Raw genomic sequence first — 13,537 nt, forward strand, 5'->3', positions numbered from 1 at the left:
TCATTTCAGCGGGGTCAGCGGGCGGTCCTTCCGCAGGGCGGCGAAGAGCCGCGCCGACTTCTCGGCGTCCCATTTCAGTACGTTGCCCTTGGAGGTGGGCACGCCGAAGCCGGACACGGGCACGTTGAGCCGCGTGCCCTGACCGCCCGAGACGCTCTGCACGGCGCGGAACATCTCGCCCAGGTCCTGCAGGCTCATGTCCTTGTCGACGATGAGCGTGTCGAGCCCGGCCCGCATCGCGGGACCGATCTCCGTCGGGTCGAAGAGGGTACCGGGCCGGGCGGCCTGGTGCGCGAGGGTCGACAGGAACTTCTGCTGGTTCTTCGACCGGCCCAGGTCGCCCTCCCTCTCCTGGTGGCGCTGGCGGACGAAGGCGAGGGCCTGTTTGCCGTCCAGGGTGTGGCAGCCCTTGCGCAGGTCGGCGCCCGACTTCTTGTCCTTGATGTCGCGGTCCAGGCACATGCGGACACCGCCGACGGCGTCGACGATGTTCACGAAACCGGCGAAGCCGATCTCCGCGTAGTGGTCGATGCGCAGGCCGGTGTTCCGCTCGACGGTGTGCACCAGGAGCTCGGGGCCGCCGTAGGCGAAGGCGGCGTTCAGTTTGTCCCCCTCGGGCCGCTTCGTCTTGCCGGTCAGCGTGTCGAGGCGGCCCGGCACCGTGACCCAGGAGTCGCGCGGCAGGCTGACCATGCTGGTTCCGTTGGCGCCGGTGTGCAGCAGCATCATCGAGTCGGTGCGACGCCCGCCGCCCCCGCCGGCGCGCAGGTCCTGCACGGCGTCCTCCGAGAGACCGTCGCGGCTGTCCGAGCCCACGATGAGGTAGTTGGTGCCCGCGCCGGGTGCCGGGCGGTTCCCGTACTTGCCGAGGTCGACCTCGCGCTGGAGGCTCGTCTCGGCCCAGCCGTAGGTCCCGCCAGCGGCGACGAGCGCGCCGGTCAGCAGGACGAGCACCGCCCGCCGCAGTCTCCTGCGCTTCTTCGGCTGCCGGGCGTGGGCGCGTCGCGGTCCGTAGTGCGAGCTGGGGCGCTCGGCGAAACGGAGGGCATCTGTCATCGTCCACTCCCTTGCAGACTCGGCCGCGCCTCTTCCGGCGGCGCTTCCGGCGGCATTCCCGGCGGCGCTTCCACCAGGTACGGGTCGGCGGTGCCGGTCCGCTTCATGCTGTGCCACTTCAGGCGGGTGCCGAGCAGCGCCGTGGTGACGGAGTGGATGACCACCAGGTACATCAACTGCCGGTACACGAACTGCTGGAGGGGCAGCACCCACAGGACGCGCAGCCGTTCACGGTCGAGCCGCAGTGCGTACGCGGCGGTCACCAACTGCACGGCGAGGAAGCCGAACCAGACGAGTGCCGCCTCCACGGGGTCGCGGAACAGCGCCCCGAACAGGGCGAACATGTCCACGACCGGCGCGCACAGCGGCAGCACGATCTGGAACAGCGTGACGTAGAGCATGACCCGGCGGCCGAAGCGTCCCGCGGGGCCCACCTCCACCGCGGCGTGCCGGTGCTTCCACATCGCCTGGAGGGTGCCGTAACACCAGCGGTAGCGCTGGCGCCACAACTGCCGCACGCTGCTGGGCACTTCGGTCCAGGCGACGGCCGACTGCTCGTAGACGACGCGCCAGCCGGCCCGCCAGAGCGCCATCGTCAGGTCGGTGTCCTCGGCCAGGGTCTCGTCGCTGACTCCGCCGACGCCCATCAGCGCGTCCCTGCGGTACGCCCCGATCGCCCCCGGCACCGTCGGCATGCATTCGAGGACCTCGAACATCCGCCGGTCGAGGTTGAAGCCGAGCACGTACTCCAGGTGCTGCCATTTGCCGAGCAGGCGGCGCCTGTTGCCGACCTTGGTGTTGCCGCTGACCGCGCCGACCGCGGGGTGGGCGAGCGGCTGGACGAGCCGGGCAAGCGCCTCGGGCTCGAAGATGGTGTCCGCGTCGACCATCACGACGATGTCGTGCCGGGCGTGCGCGAGGCCGGTGTTGAGGGCGCTCGGCTTGCCGCCGTTGGGCTGCCGGATCACCGTCACCCGTGGGTCGTCGATCTCCTCGGCGATGTCGGCGGTGGCGTCGGTGGAGCCGTCGTCGATCACGATGACCTGGAAGTGCGGATGCGTGGAGGCGAGCAGCGAGTACACGGTGGAGGCGATACCGGCCTCCTCGTTGTACGCGGGCACCAGGACCGTCACCGGGTCCCGCACCTCGCGAAGCCGTGGCGCGCCGGGCCGGAACCGGTGCAGTCTGCGCACGTGCAGCCGGGCGAACAGCGCGAACAAAAGCATCCGCAGCACGCCGAGTACGCCCGCGAGGGTCAGCGTCCACACCATCACGGTGAGGAAGGCCTTGCCGAGCCGCTGCGACCAGATCAGACCCTGGCCCTCGATCTCCTTCGCGACGGGGACCCCTTCGGTGAAGGAAGGCCGGCCGAGACCGCCGCTGACGGTCGTGAACGACTTCACCCGGCGGTCCCGCAACAGCTCCTCGGCCTCGCGGTAGCCGAGGTCGGTCTGGCTGTGCTGCGTCACCAGGCCTTTCCAGGGCTTGCGGTCCTTGCGGTCCGACGCGACGACCAGGTATCCCTGCTCGGCCGCACGCCTCGCGGCCGGCCACTGCGGGCCGCAGAGCGTGTCCGCGGCAGTGGTGTGCGGCAGCCGCAGCAGGGTGGTGTTGACGCCGCCCGCGCCCGCGAGAGCGGTCTGGGTGAGCGACAGTTCGAGCCGGGCGCGCAACGGCGAGGCGACGCCGAGGTCGCCCCCGCTGTAGGTGTACGACCCGACCTCGTGGCCCTCGCGCAGGATGCGCCGCATCAGTGCGGGGTGCCGGGCCGCGTCCTTGCCGTGCACGAAGAAGGTGGCCGGCGCGTGGTGGTCGCGCAGCAGGGCGAGCAGGCGCGGCGTCCATACGGGGTCGGGCCCGCCGTCGAAGGTGAGCGCGACGGTGCCCGGTGGCATGGCCTCGGTGGTGACCCCCTGCGGGCCGAACCGCAGCAGTGGTTTCCCGTCGTCGGCCGCGCGCGGGATCGGCCGGGTGCACGGCGGTTTGGTGCGCGCGGCATCGACCTGGTGCGTCGTCCAGCCCTCGAAGAGGAGGGCCACGGCGACCACCAGGAGGACGAGCAGGAGCACGAGCCAGTGTCCGCGCGGTGGGCGGCGGACATCGGCGGCGCCCCCGCTCACTGCTTCGGGCCTCCGGCCGGCGGGTCGGATCTGGAGGAGCGGGCTGACTTGCCCGCCGAGGTGTCCGTTGACGTGCCCGCGGAGGTGCCCGCGCCGGAGGACGCCGGTGCGTCCGTACTGGGCGGGTGCGTGCCGACGGGCTGCCAGAGCCCGCTGATCACCGTGCCCGCGAACAGCAGATACCCGAGGCAGCCGCAGCCCACGAGCAGCCCGAGGCCCTGCAGCGTGCGTCTGCGCCACCCGGATCGGTCGATGAACACCGGAAGTTGCGCGGCTGCGGCGCCCGGCGGGTACGCCGACACGGACGGCAATCGCCCGTCATGCGGTGTGCTGGCTATGTGGGGGGTGCCCTGCACTGATGCTCCTGATCTGCGGCCGCGCACGCGCGACTCTTTGTGTGTGGGGGGTGCGGGCCCAGGGGCCCGCCGTACTGCCCGCGGCCTACCGGGTGGGGCCGGTGCGGCCGTTGGTCTCACGCAGCCCCCGACCCTACTCGGGCGGGCGGTGGCGGTCACGTGAGAAATGCCATGCCCGGCTCGCGCCCCTCGGGGGTACCGGGGTCCCATGGGCGACATTCTTGTGGGGACGTGCTCGTGGACCGATCCGGCGCTCGTGCGCAGCGGGTGGTATCCGAAGGGGCGGCGTGACGCGGAGGGGCGGCTGCGGTACTACGCCGAGCGGTTTCCCGTCGTCGAGGTCGACTCGACGTACTACGCGCTGCCCGGCGAACGCAACAGCCACCTGTGGGCCGAACGCACGCCGGACACCTTCACGTTCGACGTGAAGGCCTTCTCGCTGCTCACCGGGCACCCCACACGCCCGGCAGCGCTCCCCGGCGACCTGCGGGACAGAGGACCGGTCGAGACCCGGGACCCGGGTCTGCTCGACGAGGTGTGGAAGCGGTTCGCCGCCGGGATCGAGCCGCTGCGCGAGGCGGGCCGGCTCGGCAGCGTGCTGTTCCAGTTCCCGCCGTGGCTGCGGCCCGGCGACAGGGCCGCGGAGGTCCTCGCCCTGACCGCCCAACGGGCCCAGGGGTGGCCGGTGGCCGTCGAGTTCAGGCACCCCGACTGGTGGCGTGCGGAGCAGGCCGAGGCCACCAGGAGCCTGCTGGCCGGCCATGGCATGGCGGCGGTCGGCGTCGACATGAACCCGACACTGCCGTCCGCGCTGCCTCCCGGGGCACCGGTGACCTCGCCGCGGCTGTCCGTCGTACGCTTCCACGGCCGCAGTACGGCGTGGGGGCGGGGCAGCAAGGAGGACCGCTTCCGGTACGCGTACGCCGACGACGAACTCGCCGAGTGGGTCCCCCGGTTGCGCACGCTCGCCGAGCGGACCGAGCGGGTCCACGTCCTGTTCAACAACTGCTGCGCGGACGCCGCCGTGCGCGCCGCCGAGGCCATGACGCGGCTGCTGGGTCCGTCACTCGCCCCGCAGGTCGGGCGTGCCTGACCCGCCCGCGGCCCGGTCGGGCGCCGAGGCGTTTCCGGGTGCGGTGGCGGCCGTGAGGTGGTCGAAGGTGCAGGTGACCCGCAGCAGACGGTCCAGGCAGTCGGGGCGGCGGTTGAGCCGGAGGGTGACACCGCGGGCGTCCGTGACGCGCCGGGCCATCAGCAGGGACGCCAGACCCATGGAGTCGACGAACGTCAACTCCCCGAGTTCGAGGTCGAGTCGGTGCACCGCGTGGCCTCCCGTGCGGGCGGCCAGGTCGAGTTGCTCGGTTACGGCGGCGACGAGGCTGTCGGTCACCCCGTATTCCAGGCTGCCGCCGACGTGGACGGTCACGACGCCCTGCTGGAACTCGGTGCGCAGGTCGAGACGGGGCACGGGGCGGGACGCGGGGCGTGTCATACGGTCTCTCCGCTCCTGGGGCACGCCTGCCGAGCGCCGAGTGCATCGCGGGCGGTGTCGAGAACGCGCGTGGCGCGCGGGAAGTCGGCCAGTCTTCGGCCCAGGACGTCCAGGGCGAGGAGGAGGCTGCGGGCGGGGACGTGCCGCGCGGTGAGGATGTCCGCCGTCCAGTCGAGGAACCGGGCGAAGAGTCCGTCGTCGTCCAGGTAGAGCGCCGTGGCCAGGTAGTCCACGATGTGCGCGATGTCCTCGGCGGTGTGCTGCCGCTGCTGCGCCGTGTAGTGGGCCATCGGCGGGAAGAGCTCCTCCAGTTCGCGGAGCACCTCCCTGACCAGCTCACCCCGGCTGCGGGCGACCATCGAGTACTCCTGGTCGCTGAGGTGCGGCAGGTCGTCCACGGCCTGATGGAGCATCACCTTCGGCCGTGCGAGGCCCTGTTCGAGCAGATCGGCGGCGTCGCGCGCGTCGGCCGCCCAGGCGTCGGCGCCGAGAGCCTTGGCGTACCGCCCCTCCGGGCCGAAGGCGGCGCCGCCCACGAGCACCGGGGTTCCCACGGCCTGGCAGGCGGTGAGCGCGGCATGGGCGACCGGGAGGTTCGTCGGGATCGACGAGGAGAGCGCCACCACGTCGGGCACATGGTGGTGCAGGTGCCGCACCAGGTGCGGGGTGGGGGTGTGGGCGCCGAGGAAGTCGACCTGCCAGCCGCGCAGGCGCAGCACCTCGGCGAGCAGCCGCGCGGGCAGGGCGTGCCACTCCCCGTCCACACAGGCGACGGTGACACGGCCGCGTCGCCGTGCGGTGTCCGGGAGCGACAGACCGGCGTCCGCCGTGAGGGTGATGACCCGGTCGTTGATGGCCGTCGCGGCGTGCTCCTGGGCCACGCTGATGCGGTTCGCCGCCCATTCGACGCCGACCCGCGCCTGTACGGGGGCGATGAGGTCGAGCAGGACGCTCTCGTATCCGCTGCCCGCCTCGACCGCGGCGCGCACCGTGCGGGTGGCCGCGAGTTCGTCGCCCTCGCGCACGTCGTCCCACAGCTGCGCGCGGGCGACTTCGAGCGGATCGGACATCACGTCCAGCGCAGGCCCTTTGGTCAGATCGGAAAGGGGAGCGATCATCCGGTGTACCTGCCTCGGGTGTGTCCGTCCACGGCGCTGAGGTGCTGGTGGCGCGGGGCGGCTATGGCGACCACCGCCATGTCGTCGTGGGAACCTCGGCCCACCCACTGCGAGGCCAGCATCTGCACCCGTTCCACGACGGCTTCGGCCACCATGCCGAAGCACTCCGAGAGCGCCCGCGACAGCCGCTCCTCACCGAACATCTCCGTTCCCAACGGCCCTCCCTTGGCCTCGACGATGCCGTCACTGAACAGGAGACACACCTCCCCCGGCTTGAGCCGGACATGCGCGGTGCTGGACGTGACCTGCGGCAGGGCGCCGATCAGGGTGCCCCTCGTGTCGGCCTCGTCGACGCTGCCGTCCGCGCGGGCGATCAGCGGCGGGGGGTGGCCCGCGCTGGTGACGCGCAGGTCCACGGAGTTCCCGCGGCGGGCCACGGAGGCCAGCGCCAGCGTCGCGAACCGGGTGTGCTCGGTCCGCAGCAGCGATTCGTTGAGCAGGCTGAGCAGCTGCTGGTGGTCGTGGCCCATGGGCCGCAGCGCCTGCACCGTGTTGCGGATCTTGCCGGTGAGGGCGGCCGCTTCCAGGCCCTTGCCGCAGACGTCACCGAGGACGGCGAGCGTCTCGTCCTCCGGGGTCTGCCCGGCATGTACGTCGTAGAAGTCGCCGCCTATGTGCTCTCCGGCGCCCGCGGCGATGTATCCCCCGGCGAACTCCACGCCGTGCACGGGTCGCAGGTCGGGCGGCAGCAGGTCGCGCATGAGCGTGCGGGAGATGGCGCTCTGCTCGGCGTAGAGGCGTGCCGCGGAGACGGCCGCGCCCGCGCGGGCGGCGAAGACCCGGGCGAAGACTTCCTCGGCCTCGCTGAACGCGCTGCGCTCGGTGGACCTCAGCAGCATCAGGACGCCCGCCGGCACGCCGTGGCCGGGCAGCGGGGTGATCAGCACCGAGCAGACCGGGCCGGTGAAATGGGCGGGCACGGCCCACTCCGGAAGCGTCGCGGGGTCGATCCATCGTGAGGGCACCGGCGGGAAGCCCTGCATCGCCTCACTCAGGCCCGGCACCTCCGCGAGGTCGATCTCCACGGTGGAGTGGGTGACCTCCCCCGCCGGTCCGGTGCTGGTCATGGGGTGCACGTTGCCGCGGCCCGGCGCGATGACCGTCGCCGCGTCGCAGAGGTGTCCCGCCGCCATGGTGGCCGTCACCTCCATGCACCGCTCGACGTTGAGGGACGACAGCAGCTGCTGGGAGGCGTCGGCGAGCAGCGCCGTACGTCTTCGTTCGGCACGGAGGTCGTCCTCCGCGGTGCGCCGGTGCGTGTCCTCCGCCAGCCACCATGCCCAGTGCGTGCCGTCGAGCCGGGCGGGGCGGGCCTCGTAGCTCCGCTCGCCGATCTCGCCGCGTACGACGTCCGGCTCGGCACCGTCGGCCGCCCGGGGGTCCGCCGCGGTCAGCCGGGTGTGCGCGTCGGCGAGCCATCGCGGTGCGGCCTCGTGAAAGGCCGTGCCGTTCGCCGCGGTCGGCAGGAGAAGCCGCACGGCCTCGTTCGTGGCCGCGACCCGGCCCGCGCCGTCGGCGACGACCACGGGGTGTGGCGCGGTGACCCAGGCGTCGGCCAGGACCGTTGGTGCGATGCGCGTCTTCGTTTCCAGCTGTTCCGGTGCGTTCATGACGATGGGCACGCGATGCGAACCCCACCTCCCTCCCTGCGGGGATTTCACCCCATCCACGGCGATTTGCGGCACTTGGCCCTTTGGGCGCACGGGTACCACGCGTACGTTCGGCCAAACCGGGAACCCGGGATCAGTTGAGACCTGTTCAGTTCAGCGGCAGCGTGACGGTGATGTGCTTGCCGCCGCGCTCCAGGACGAGGTCGATCTCCGTGGCCAGTTCGCGGATGAGGGGCCAACCGTATCCGCCCGTCTCGCCCGTTCTCGTGCCCGGGTCGGCGGGGTGGCGCTGCTGGGGCAGGTCGGTCGAGCGGTCGCCCACGGTGACCCGCAGGACGTCGGCCTCCGTGCTCACCTCGAACCGCGTGACACCGCCGCCGTGCCGCAGCGCGTTGGTGAACAGCTCCGAGACCACGAGGAGGACGTCGGTCAGGACACGATCGCGGACCGTCCCCTCGCCTCGGCCCGCGCGGTACCGCAGGACACACCGCACATAGCCGCGCGCCGCGGCCGCCGTGGGCGGTACGGACGAGCCGACGGGGAACGACGGTGCGGCCGGCAGCGGCGCCGGACGCCCGTTCTCGCGGGGCCAGTCGGATGGTGCGTCGGGGCTCACACGCAGGACTCCTTCACCGGGCCGTGGACAGCGCCGTACCGAGGCCTCGGCCGACCCGCGTTTCTCCGAGACGTTCGTCACCTCGAACAGCCGGTTTACCACTTGCCGTTAGAGGTCGCACATTCTACGAACACGTACGTGTCCGGCGACACACTCCGTTCACTTCGCGGACCGCCGGGCGACGCACCATCCGACGCCAAGTCTTCACGGCAAGATCACAGAGTGGATTCGTCCTGCGGTACCCATGACAGAAAGGGATCCCTTCATGGCCGAGCCCCGCAGACCCCACCCCTCCTTCGCCATCCTCACCCGCCCCGCCCTGACCCGCCTCGCTCTCGTCGCGGCCCTCGCGGCGGTGGCGGCGACCGCACCCCTGAGCCCCGGCGCCCGCGCGGCCACGGCACTGCCCGCCGTGGAGCCGCGCGCCGAGACCGCCGCCCTGCACGACGACGACGCGGGCGGCAACGCCGACGCCGACGACCCGGCGATCTGGCGCAACCCCGCCGACCCGGGCCGCAGCCTGGTCGTCGCCACCGCCAAGCAGGGCGGGCTTCGCGTGTACGACCTCTCCGCGCGCGAGGTGCAGTCCGTTCCGGCGCCCGCGGCGCCCGGACCCGATGACGCACCCGGCCGCTTCAACAACGTCGACCTGGTGCACGGAATGCGGCTGTCGGCGGGCCGCGCCGACCTGGCCGTGACGAGCGACCGAGGCAACGACCGGCTGCGCGTCTACCGCATCGACCGCGAACGCCCCGGCGGCCCGCTCACCGATGTCACCGACCCTTCGGCGGCGCCCGTCTTCTCCTCCTCGCAGGAGGAGATAAACGAGCAGCGCACCGCGTACGGCCTCGCGACCTGGACCGACCCCTCCTCGGGCCGCTCGTACGCACTGGTCAGCCAGCGGGAGCGGACCCGGCTCGCGCTCCTCGAACTGACCCCGAAGAGCGACGGGAAGGTCGGCTACCGCAAGGTCCGCACCCTCGACCTGCCCGCCGACTTCCGCCTGCCGAACGGCACTTCATGGACCCCGTGCGGCGAGCCGGGTGAACTGCCGCAGGTGGAGGGCATGGTCGTGGACCCGGCCGACGGCACCCTCTACGCGGGCCAGGAGGACGTCGGCATCTGGCGGCTGCGCGCCGACCTGACCGGCAAGCCCCGGCTGGTCGACAAGGTGCGTGAGTACGGCGTTCCCGCGACGTACGACCCCGCGACCGAGGAGTGCACCGCGGGCGCCGACCCCGGTTTCGGCGGCAAGCGCCTCAAGGCCGACGTCGAGGGTCTGACGCTGCTCGACGAAGGCGACGGCGACGGCTATCTGCTGGCCTCCAGCCAGGGCGACAACACCTTCGCCGCGTACGACCGTGAGGTGTCGGACCGCAACGAGTACGAGGGCGGCTTCCGCGTCACCGCCGCCTCCGCCACGCTCGACGGCTCCGAGGAATGTGACGGCGCCGCGGTCCTCGACAAGCCGCTCGGCGCCGCGTTCCCGCACGGACTGCTCGTCGTGCAGGACGGCCACGACGCTCCCGGCGACGCCGAACGGCCCTCCACCGGCTTCAAGTTCGTGGACCTGGGCGACGTGCTCGACGCCGTCGACGACTGATACCCACGACGCGTGACCGCCAGGCCGGATATCGGTCTGGCGGTCATGTCGCGCCGGGCGTAGAGAGGAAGGTTCACGCCAGGAATCCCAGGGAGGCCGTCGTGGACAGGACCATCGGCAAGGGCACGTTCCGGGACGCGTTCAAGAACCAGGTCATCGCGGTCTCCGCACTCCCCGCGGGCACCGGGCGGCGGCTCGCCGAGCGGGCCAACGCGGCAGCGGGACCCGCCGACGCCTCGCTGCGGACGAAGGCCGAGTTCAGCGCGTTGTACGACCTGCTGCTCGCCGAGCAGGGCGACCTGGCCGGCGCCTCGGCCGACGGCAGCCTGGTCCTTCTCGACGCGGACGGACAGCTCACCCCGGTCGGGCGGATCGTCGACGAGTACCTCGACTCGGCGGAGAACAAAGCGGAGTTCTTCGCTCAGGACATGTATCAGGTCAAGGTCACCGGCTGGCCGCCCGGCGTCCTGACGGCCGACGAGGTGATGGAGGCTCCGCAGGGCGCCCGGCTGACCCTGGCCAGGAGCAACGCCCCGAACGACACGCTGCTCGCGACAGCGGCGTTCTCCATGGTCAACAGCGGCAACATGACCGCTCGCGCGCCCAAGCGCTCCTGGAAGATCAACTTCGAGGTCGGCGAGAGCGAGGACCGGCTCTACGGCATGGAGCGCGTCAACCTCAAGGCGATGTACAACGACCCGTCGCAGATGCGCGAGGCCGTCGCCTGGCGGCTTTTGGAGCGCGCGGGCATCCCGGCGGCGCAGCACACGTACGCGACGTTCCACCTCAACGACCGCTACATGGGTCTGTACTCGGTCATCGAGCAGGTCGACAAGAAGTTCCTGAAGGACCACTTCGGCAAGAACGCGGAGGGCAACCTCTACAAGGCGTACTGCGGCGACGTCGGCTGCGCGACCCTGGAGCACCGCCCCGGCACCGACGGCGCCGACAGCGGTCGGCAGTACTTCACCGCGGGGAGCCTGGAGGACGACCGCACGTACCGCCTGAAGACGAACGAGGACGATCCCTCCACCAACACCTACGACGACCTCGCGGCTCTGGTGCGCACCATCAACGGCGTCCATCTCGCGGGCGGCGAGGACCGGTTCGCCTCCGACGCCTTCCGCGAGGCGGTCGAGCAGACACTGAACGTGCCGGCCTTCCTGCGCTGGGCGGGTGCCAACGTCCTGCTCGGCAGCTGGGACAACTACTTCGCGACGCCGTCGAACTACTACCTCTACAACGCGGGGCGGCTCGGCGACCCGACGGGCTTCATGGTCCGCCCGTACTTCACGTTCATCCCCTGGGACTACGACAACAGCTCGGGCATCGACTTCTTCTCGACGCGGTGGCAGTACACGGACCTGCTCGACTGGCCGGCGATGAGCCGCAACTACTGCCGGATCACGCACGCGCCGCACGAGGAGTCACGCATCCCGCTGTTCACCAACCTGCTGCGCCACCACGACTTCTGCCAGTACTACCTCGATCACCTCGAGTACCTCCTGGACACGGAGTTCGGCCCCGAACAGGTCGCGGCGCTCCTTGGCGCGGAGGGGTCCGGGCGGTCCGACGGTCTGTGGCAGCTCGTCGCGTCCGCCGCCTACGGCGAGTCCACGAGCCCGCACGGACAGCCCTTCACCGGGCGGCAGTTCACCAACGACGAGGTGTACCGCGCCGGCTACCGGCAGTGGGAGATGAGCCGCGGCTCGCAGTTCACGTACGGGATCTTCCACTACACGCGCATGCGCTACGACCACGCACGTCAACAGCTCGCCGAGCTGCGCAAGACCTATCCCAACGGCGCCAGCGGGGCGTCGTTCCCCGGCGCGACGGAGGTACTGCCCTCATGACCGCAACGAAGAAGTCGGCCAAGCCCGATCGTTCGCACGAGCTCCGTCTCGTGAAGGAAGCCAAGATCAAGGACCTGATCGGGGACGGCGCGGGCTCCCGCCTGGAGGCGAGCGGTGTCCTCTACCGGGACGGCGCCTTCCTCGTCGTCTGCGACAACCTGACCTCCCTCATCCGGGTCAGCAGCGAACTGTCGCCCAAGGCGCCGGAGAACGGCGTGCTCAAGCCCGCCAGGACGAAGAAGTCCGGCAAGACGGGCAAGTCAGAGGCGAACGAGGGATACGAGGATCTCGCCCACGACGAGAAGCGCGACCATTACTTCACGCTGAGCGAGGCCGAGCCGGTCAAGCCCAAGGGCTTCCGCGCCCGCGTCCACGAGTTCGACGACAAGCTGCGTCCGTGCGGCTCGACGCTGCTCGACTTCGACGTGGCGGACGCCAACAAGGGCATGGAGGGCCTTGAGTGGGTGGAGCGCTCCGGTTCGGCGCACCTCCTGGCGCTGTGCGAGGGCAACCGGTGCGCGGGCGGCAAGAAGGGCAGGACGCCGGGCGGCGGACGCATCCAGGTCTTCCGGCAGGGCGGCAAGCGCTGGATCCACACCTCCACGATCCGGCTGCCCGAGTCACTGCCCTTCGAGGACTACAGCAGCGTGTCCGTGCGGGACGGGCGGATCGCCGTGCTGTCGCAGGCGTCGTCGGCGCTGTGGGTGGGCCGCATCTCCATGAAGAAGTGGGAGGTCGACGAAGGCACCGTCTACCGCCTCCCCACCGACGCCAAGGGCCGGACGGTCTACGGCACCGCGGAGGGCGTGTCGTGGGTCTCGGCCGACTATGTGGTGATCGTGTCCGACCGGGCCAAGAAGGGCGCGGCGAGCGAGCGGCACCGCGAGAAGGACCAGTCGATCCATCTGTTCCTGATCCCCAACCACCACTCCTGAGCTATTCGGCCGCCCACAGTCCGCGCACATGACCGAGGTGGCGGGTCATCACCGCGCGGACGGCTTCCTCGTCGCGGGCGAGCAGCGCGTCGAGGATCTCCAGGTGCTCCTCCGCCGAGGCCTGCAGCCGGCCCGCGTCGACGAGCGCCTGGAGTCCGTACAGTCGGGACCGCTTGCGCAGGTCGCCGACCACCTCGACGAGGTGGTCGTTGCCGCAGAGCGCGAGCAGACCGAGGTGGAAGCGGATGTCGGCCTCGACGTACGCGATGAGGTCGCCGTCCGCCGCCGCGGTGACGATCGCCTGCGCGGTGGGGCGCAGCGCTTCGAGGTCGGCGGGGTCCGCCGAGGTGGCGAGTTCCGCCGTGGTGGGGATCTCGATCAGCGCGCGGATGTGCTTGTACTCGTCGAGTTGTTTCCCGGAGACCGCGGTGACCCGGAAGCCCTTGTTGGGCACCGTGTCGACGAGCCCCTCCTTGGCGAGGTCGAGCATGGCCTCGCGGACCGGGGTCGCGGAGACACCGAAGCGCACGGCCAGGGTGGGCGCCGAGTAGACCTCGCCCGCGCGCAGCTCCCCCGCGATGAGCGCGGCGCGCAGCGCGTCCGCGACCCGTTCGCGGTAGCTGCTGCGCGTGCCGCCCAGGCTGGGCAGGGCGGCGGGGGCGGCGGACGGGGCGGGATTGCGCCGGGCGGCCATGGGGACGGTTCCTCCTGGGTGCAA

Annotated in this window: 12 protein-coding genes; 4 read left to right on the plus strand and 8 right to left on the minus strand. The window is 71.4% G+C overall.

What is annotated here, in order from left to right; genetic code table 11:
• From AB0I66_RS22515 to AB0I66_RS22525, 3 genes are read right to left on the minus strand one after another with little or no spacing between them, the layout of a single operon-like run.
• Nucleotides 1-1,056 (minus strand): LCP family protein, encoded by a 1,056-nt coding sequence (locus tag AB0I66_RS22515; RefSeq protein WP_363209697.1) that lies wholly within the window; start codon nt 1,054-1,056, stop codon nt 1-3.
• Nucleotides 1,053-3,176 carry a bifunctional polysaccharide deacetylase/glycosyltransferase family 2 protein gene (locus tag AB0I66_RS22520; protein ID WP_363209698.1) on the minus strand — a complete coding sequence of 708 codons (2,124 nt, stop codon included), beginning with the start codon at nt 3,174-3,176 and terminating at the stop codon, nt 1,053-1,055. The genes AB0I66_RS22515 and AB0I66_RS22520 overlap by 4 nt, the downstream gene beginning before the upstream one ends.
• Nucleotides 3,173-3,532 (minus strand): hypothetical protein, encoded by a 360-nt coding sequence (locus AB0I66_RS22525; RefSeq protein WP_363209699.1) that lies wholly within the window; start codon nt 3,530-3,532, stop codon nt 3,173-3,175. Before AB0I66_RS22525 ends, AB0I66_RS22520 begins: the two co-directional genes overlap by 4 nt.
• A 208-nt stretch (nt 3,533-3,740) precedes the next feature.
• Here AB0I66_RS22525 and AB0I66_RS22530 point away from each other — a divergent pair, with 208 nt between their 5' ends.
• On the plus strand, nt 3,741-4,625 hold the full coding sequence (locus AB0I66_RS22530) for a DUF72 domain-containing protein (protein WP_363209700.1): 885 nt from the start codon (nt 3,741-3,743) through the stop codon (nt 4,623-4,625).
• Here AB0I66_RS22530 and AB0I66_RS22535 read toward each other — a convergent pair.
• The 4 genes from AB0I66_RS22535 to AB0I66_RS22550 all read right to left on the minus strand — a co-directional run bounded on the left by AB0I66_RS22535 (nt 4,596) and on the right by AB0I66_RS22550 (nt 8,428).
• On the minus strand, nt 4,596-5,024 hold the full coding sequence (locus AB0I66_RS22535; protein ID WP_363209701.1) for an STAS domain-containing protein: 429 nt from the start codon (nt 5,022-5,024) through the stop codon (nt 4,596-4,598). The genes AB0I66_RS22530 and AB0I66_RS22535 overlap by 30 nt on opposite strands.
• A complete protein-coding gene (locus tag AB0I66_RS22540; protein ID WP_363210048.1) occupies nt 5,021-6,094 on the minus strand; it encodes a cobalamin-dependent protein in 1,074 nt (357 codons plus the stop codon). The genes AB0I66_RS22535 and AB0I66_RS22540 overlap by 4 nt, the downstream gene beginning before the upstream one ends.
• A gap of 44 nt (nt 6,095-6,138) precedes the next feature.
• A complete protein-coding gene (locus AB0I66_RS22545; RefSeq protein WP_363210049.1) occupies nt 6,139-7,812 on the minus strand; it encodes a PP2C family protein-serine/threonine phosphatase in 1,674 nt (557 codons plus the stop codon).
• Between the two features lie 148 nt (nt 7,813-7,960).
• A complete protein-coding gene (locus AB0I66_RS22550; protein ID WP_363209702.1) occupies nt 7,961-8,428 on the minus strand; it encodes an ATP-binding protein in 468 nt (155 codons plus the stop codon).
• Between the two features lie 265 nt (nt 8,429-8,693).
• On the opposite strand from AB0I66_RS22550, the gene AB0I66_RS22555 reads away from it, so the two are divergent.
• From AB0I66_RS22555 to AB0I66_RS22565, 3 genes are all read left to right on the plus strand, one after another.
• Entirely contained in the window at nt 8,694-10,031 is a 1,338-nt protein-coding gene (locus AB0I66_RS22555; RefSeq protein ID WP_363209703.1) for a phytase, read from the plus strand.
• Between the two features lie 101 nt (nt 10,032-10,132).
• Nucleotides 10,133-11,884, plus strand: a complete 1,752-nt coding sequence (locus tag AB0I66_RS22560; protein ID WP_363209704.1) for a CotH kinase family protein — start codon at nt 10,133-10,135, stop codon at nt 11,882-11,884.
• A complete protein-coding gene (locus AB0I66_RS22565; RefSeq protein WP_363209705.1) occupies nt 11,881-12,819 on the plus strand; it encodes a hypothetical protein in 939 nt (312 codons plus the stop codon). Before AB0I66_RS22560 ends, AB0I66_RS22565 begins: the two co-directional genes overlap by 4 nt.
• A gap of 1 nt (nt 12,820) precedes the next feature.
• Here AB0I66_RS22565 and AB0I66_RS22570 read toward each other — a convergent pair whose 3' ends face one another.
• Entirely contained in the window at nt 12,821-13,513 is a 693-nt protein-coding gene (locus AB0I66_RS22570; protein ID WP_363209706.1) for a GntR family transcriptional regulator, read from the minus strand.
• Nucleotides 13,514-13,537 lie beyond the last annotated feature (24 nt).

It is taken from the genome of Streptomyces sp. NPDC050439, from assembly GCF_040655335.1.
Taxonomy (GTDB): domain Bacteria; phylum Actinomycetota; class Actinomycetes; order Streptomycetales; family Streptomycetaceae; genus Streptomyces.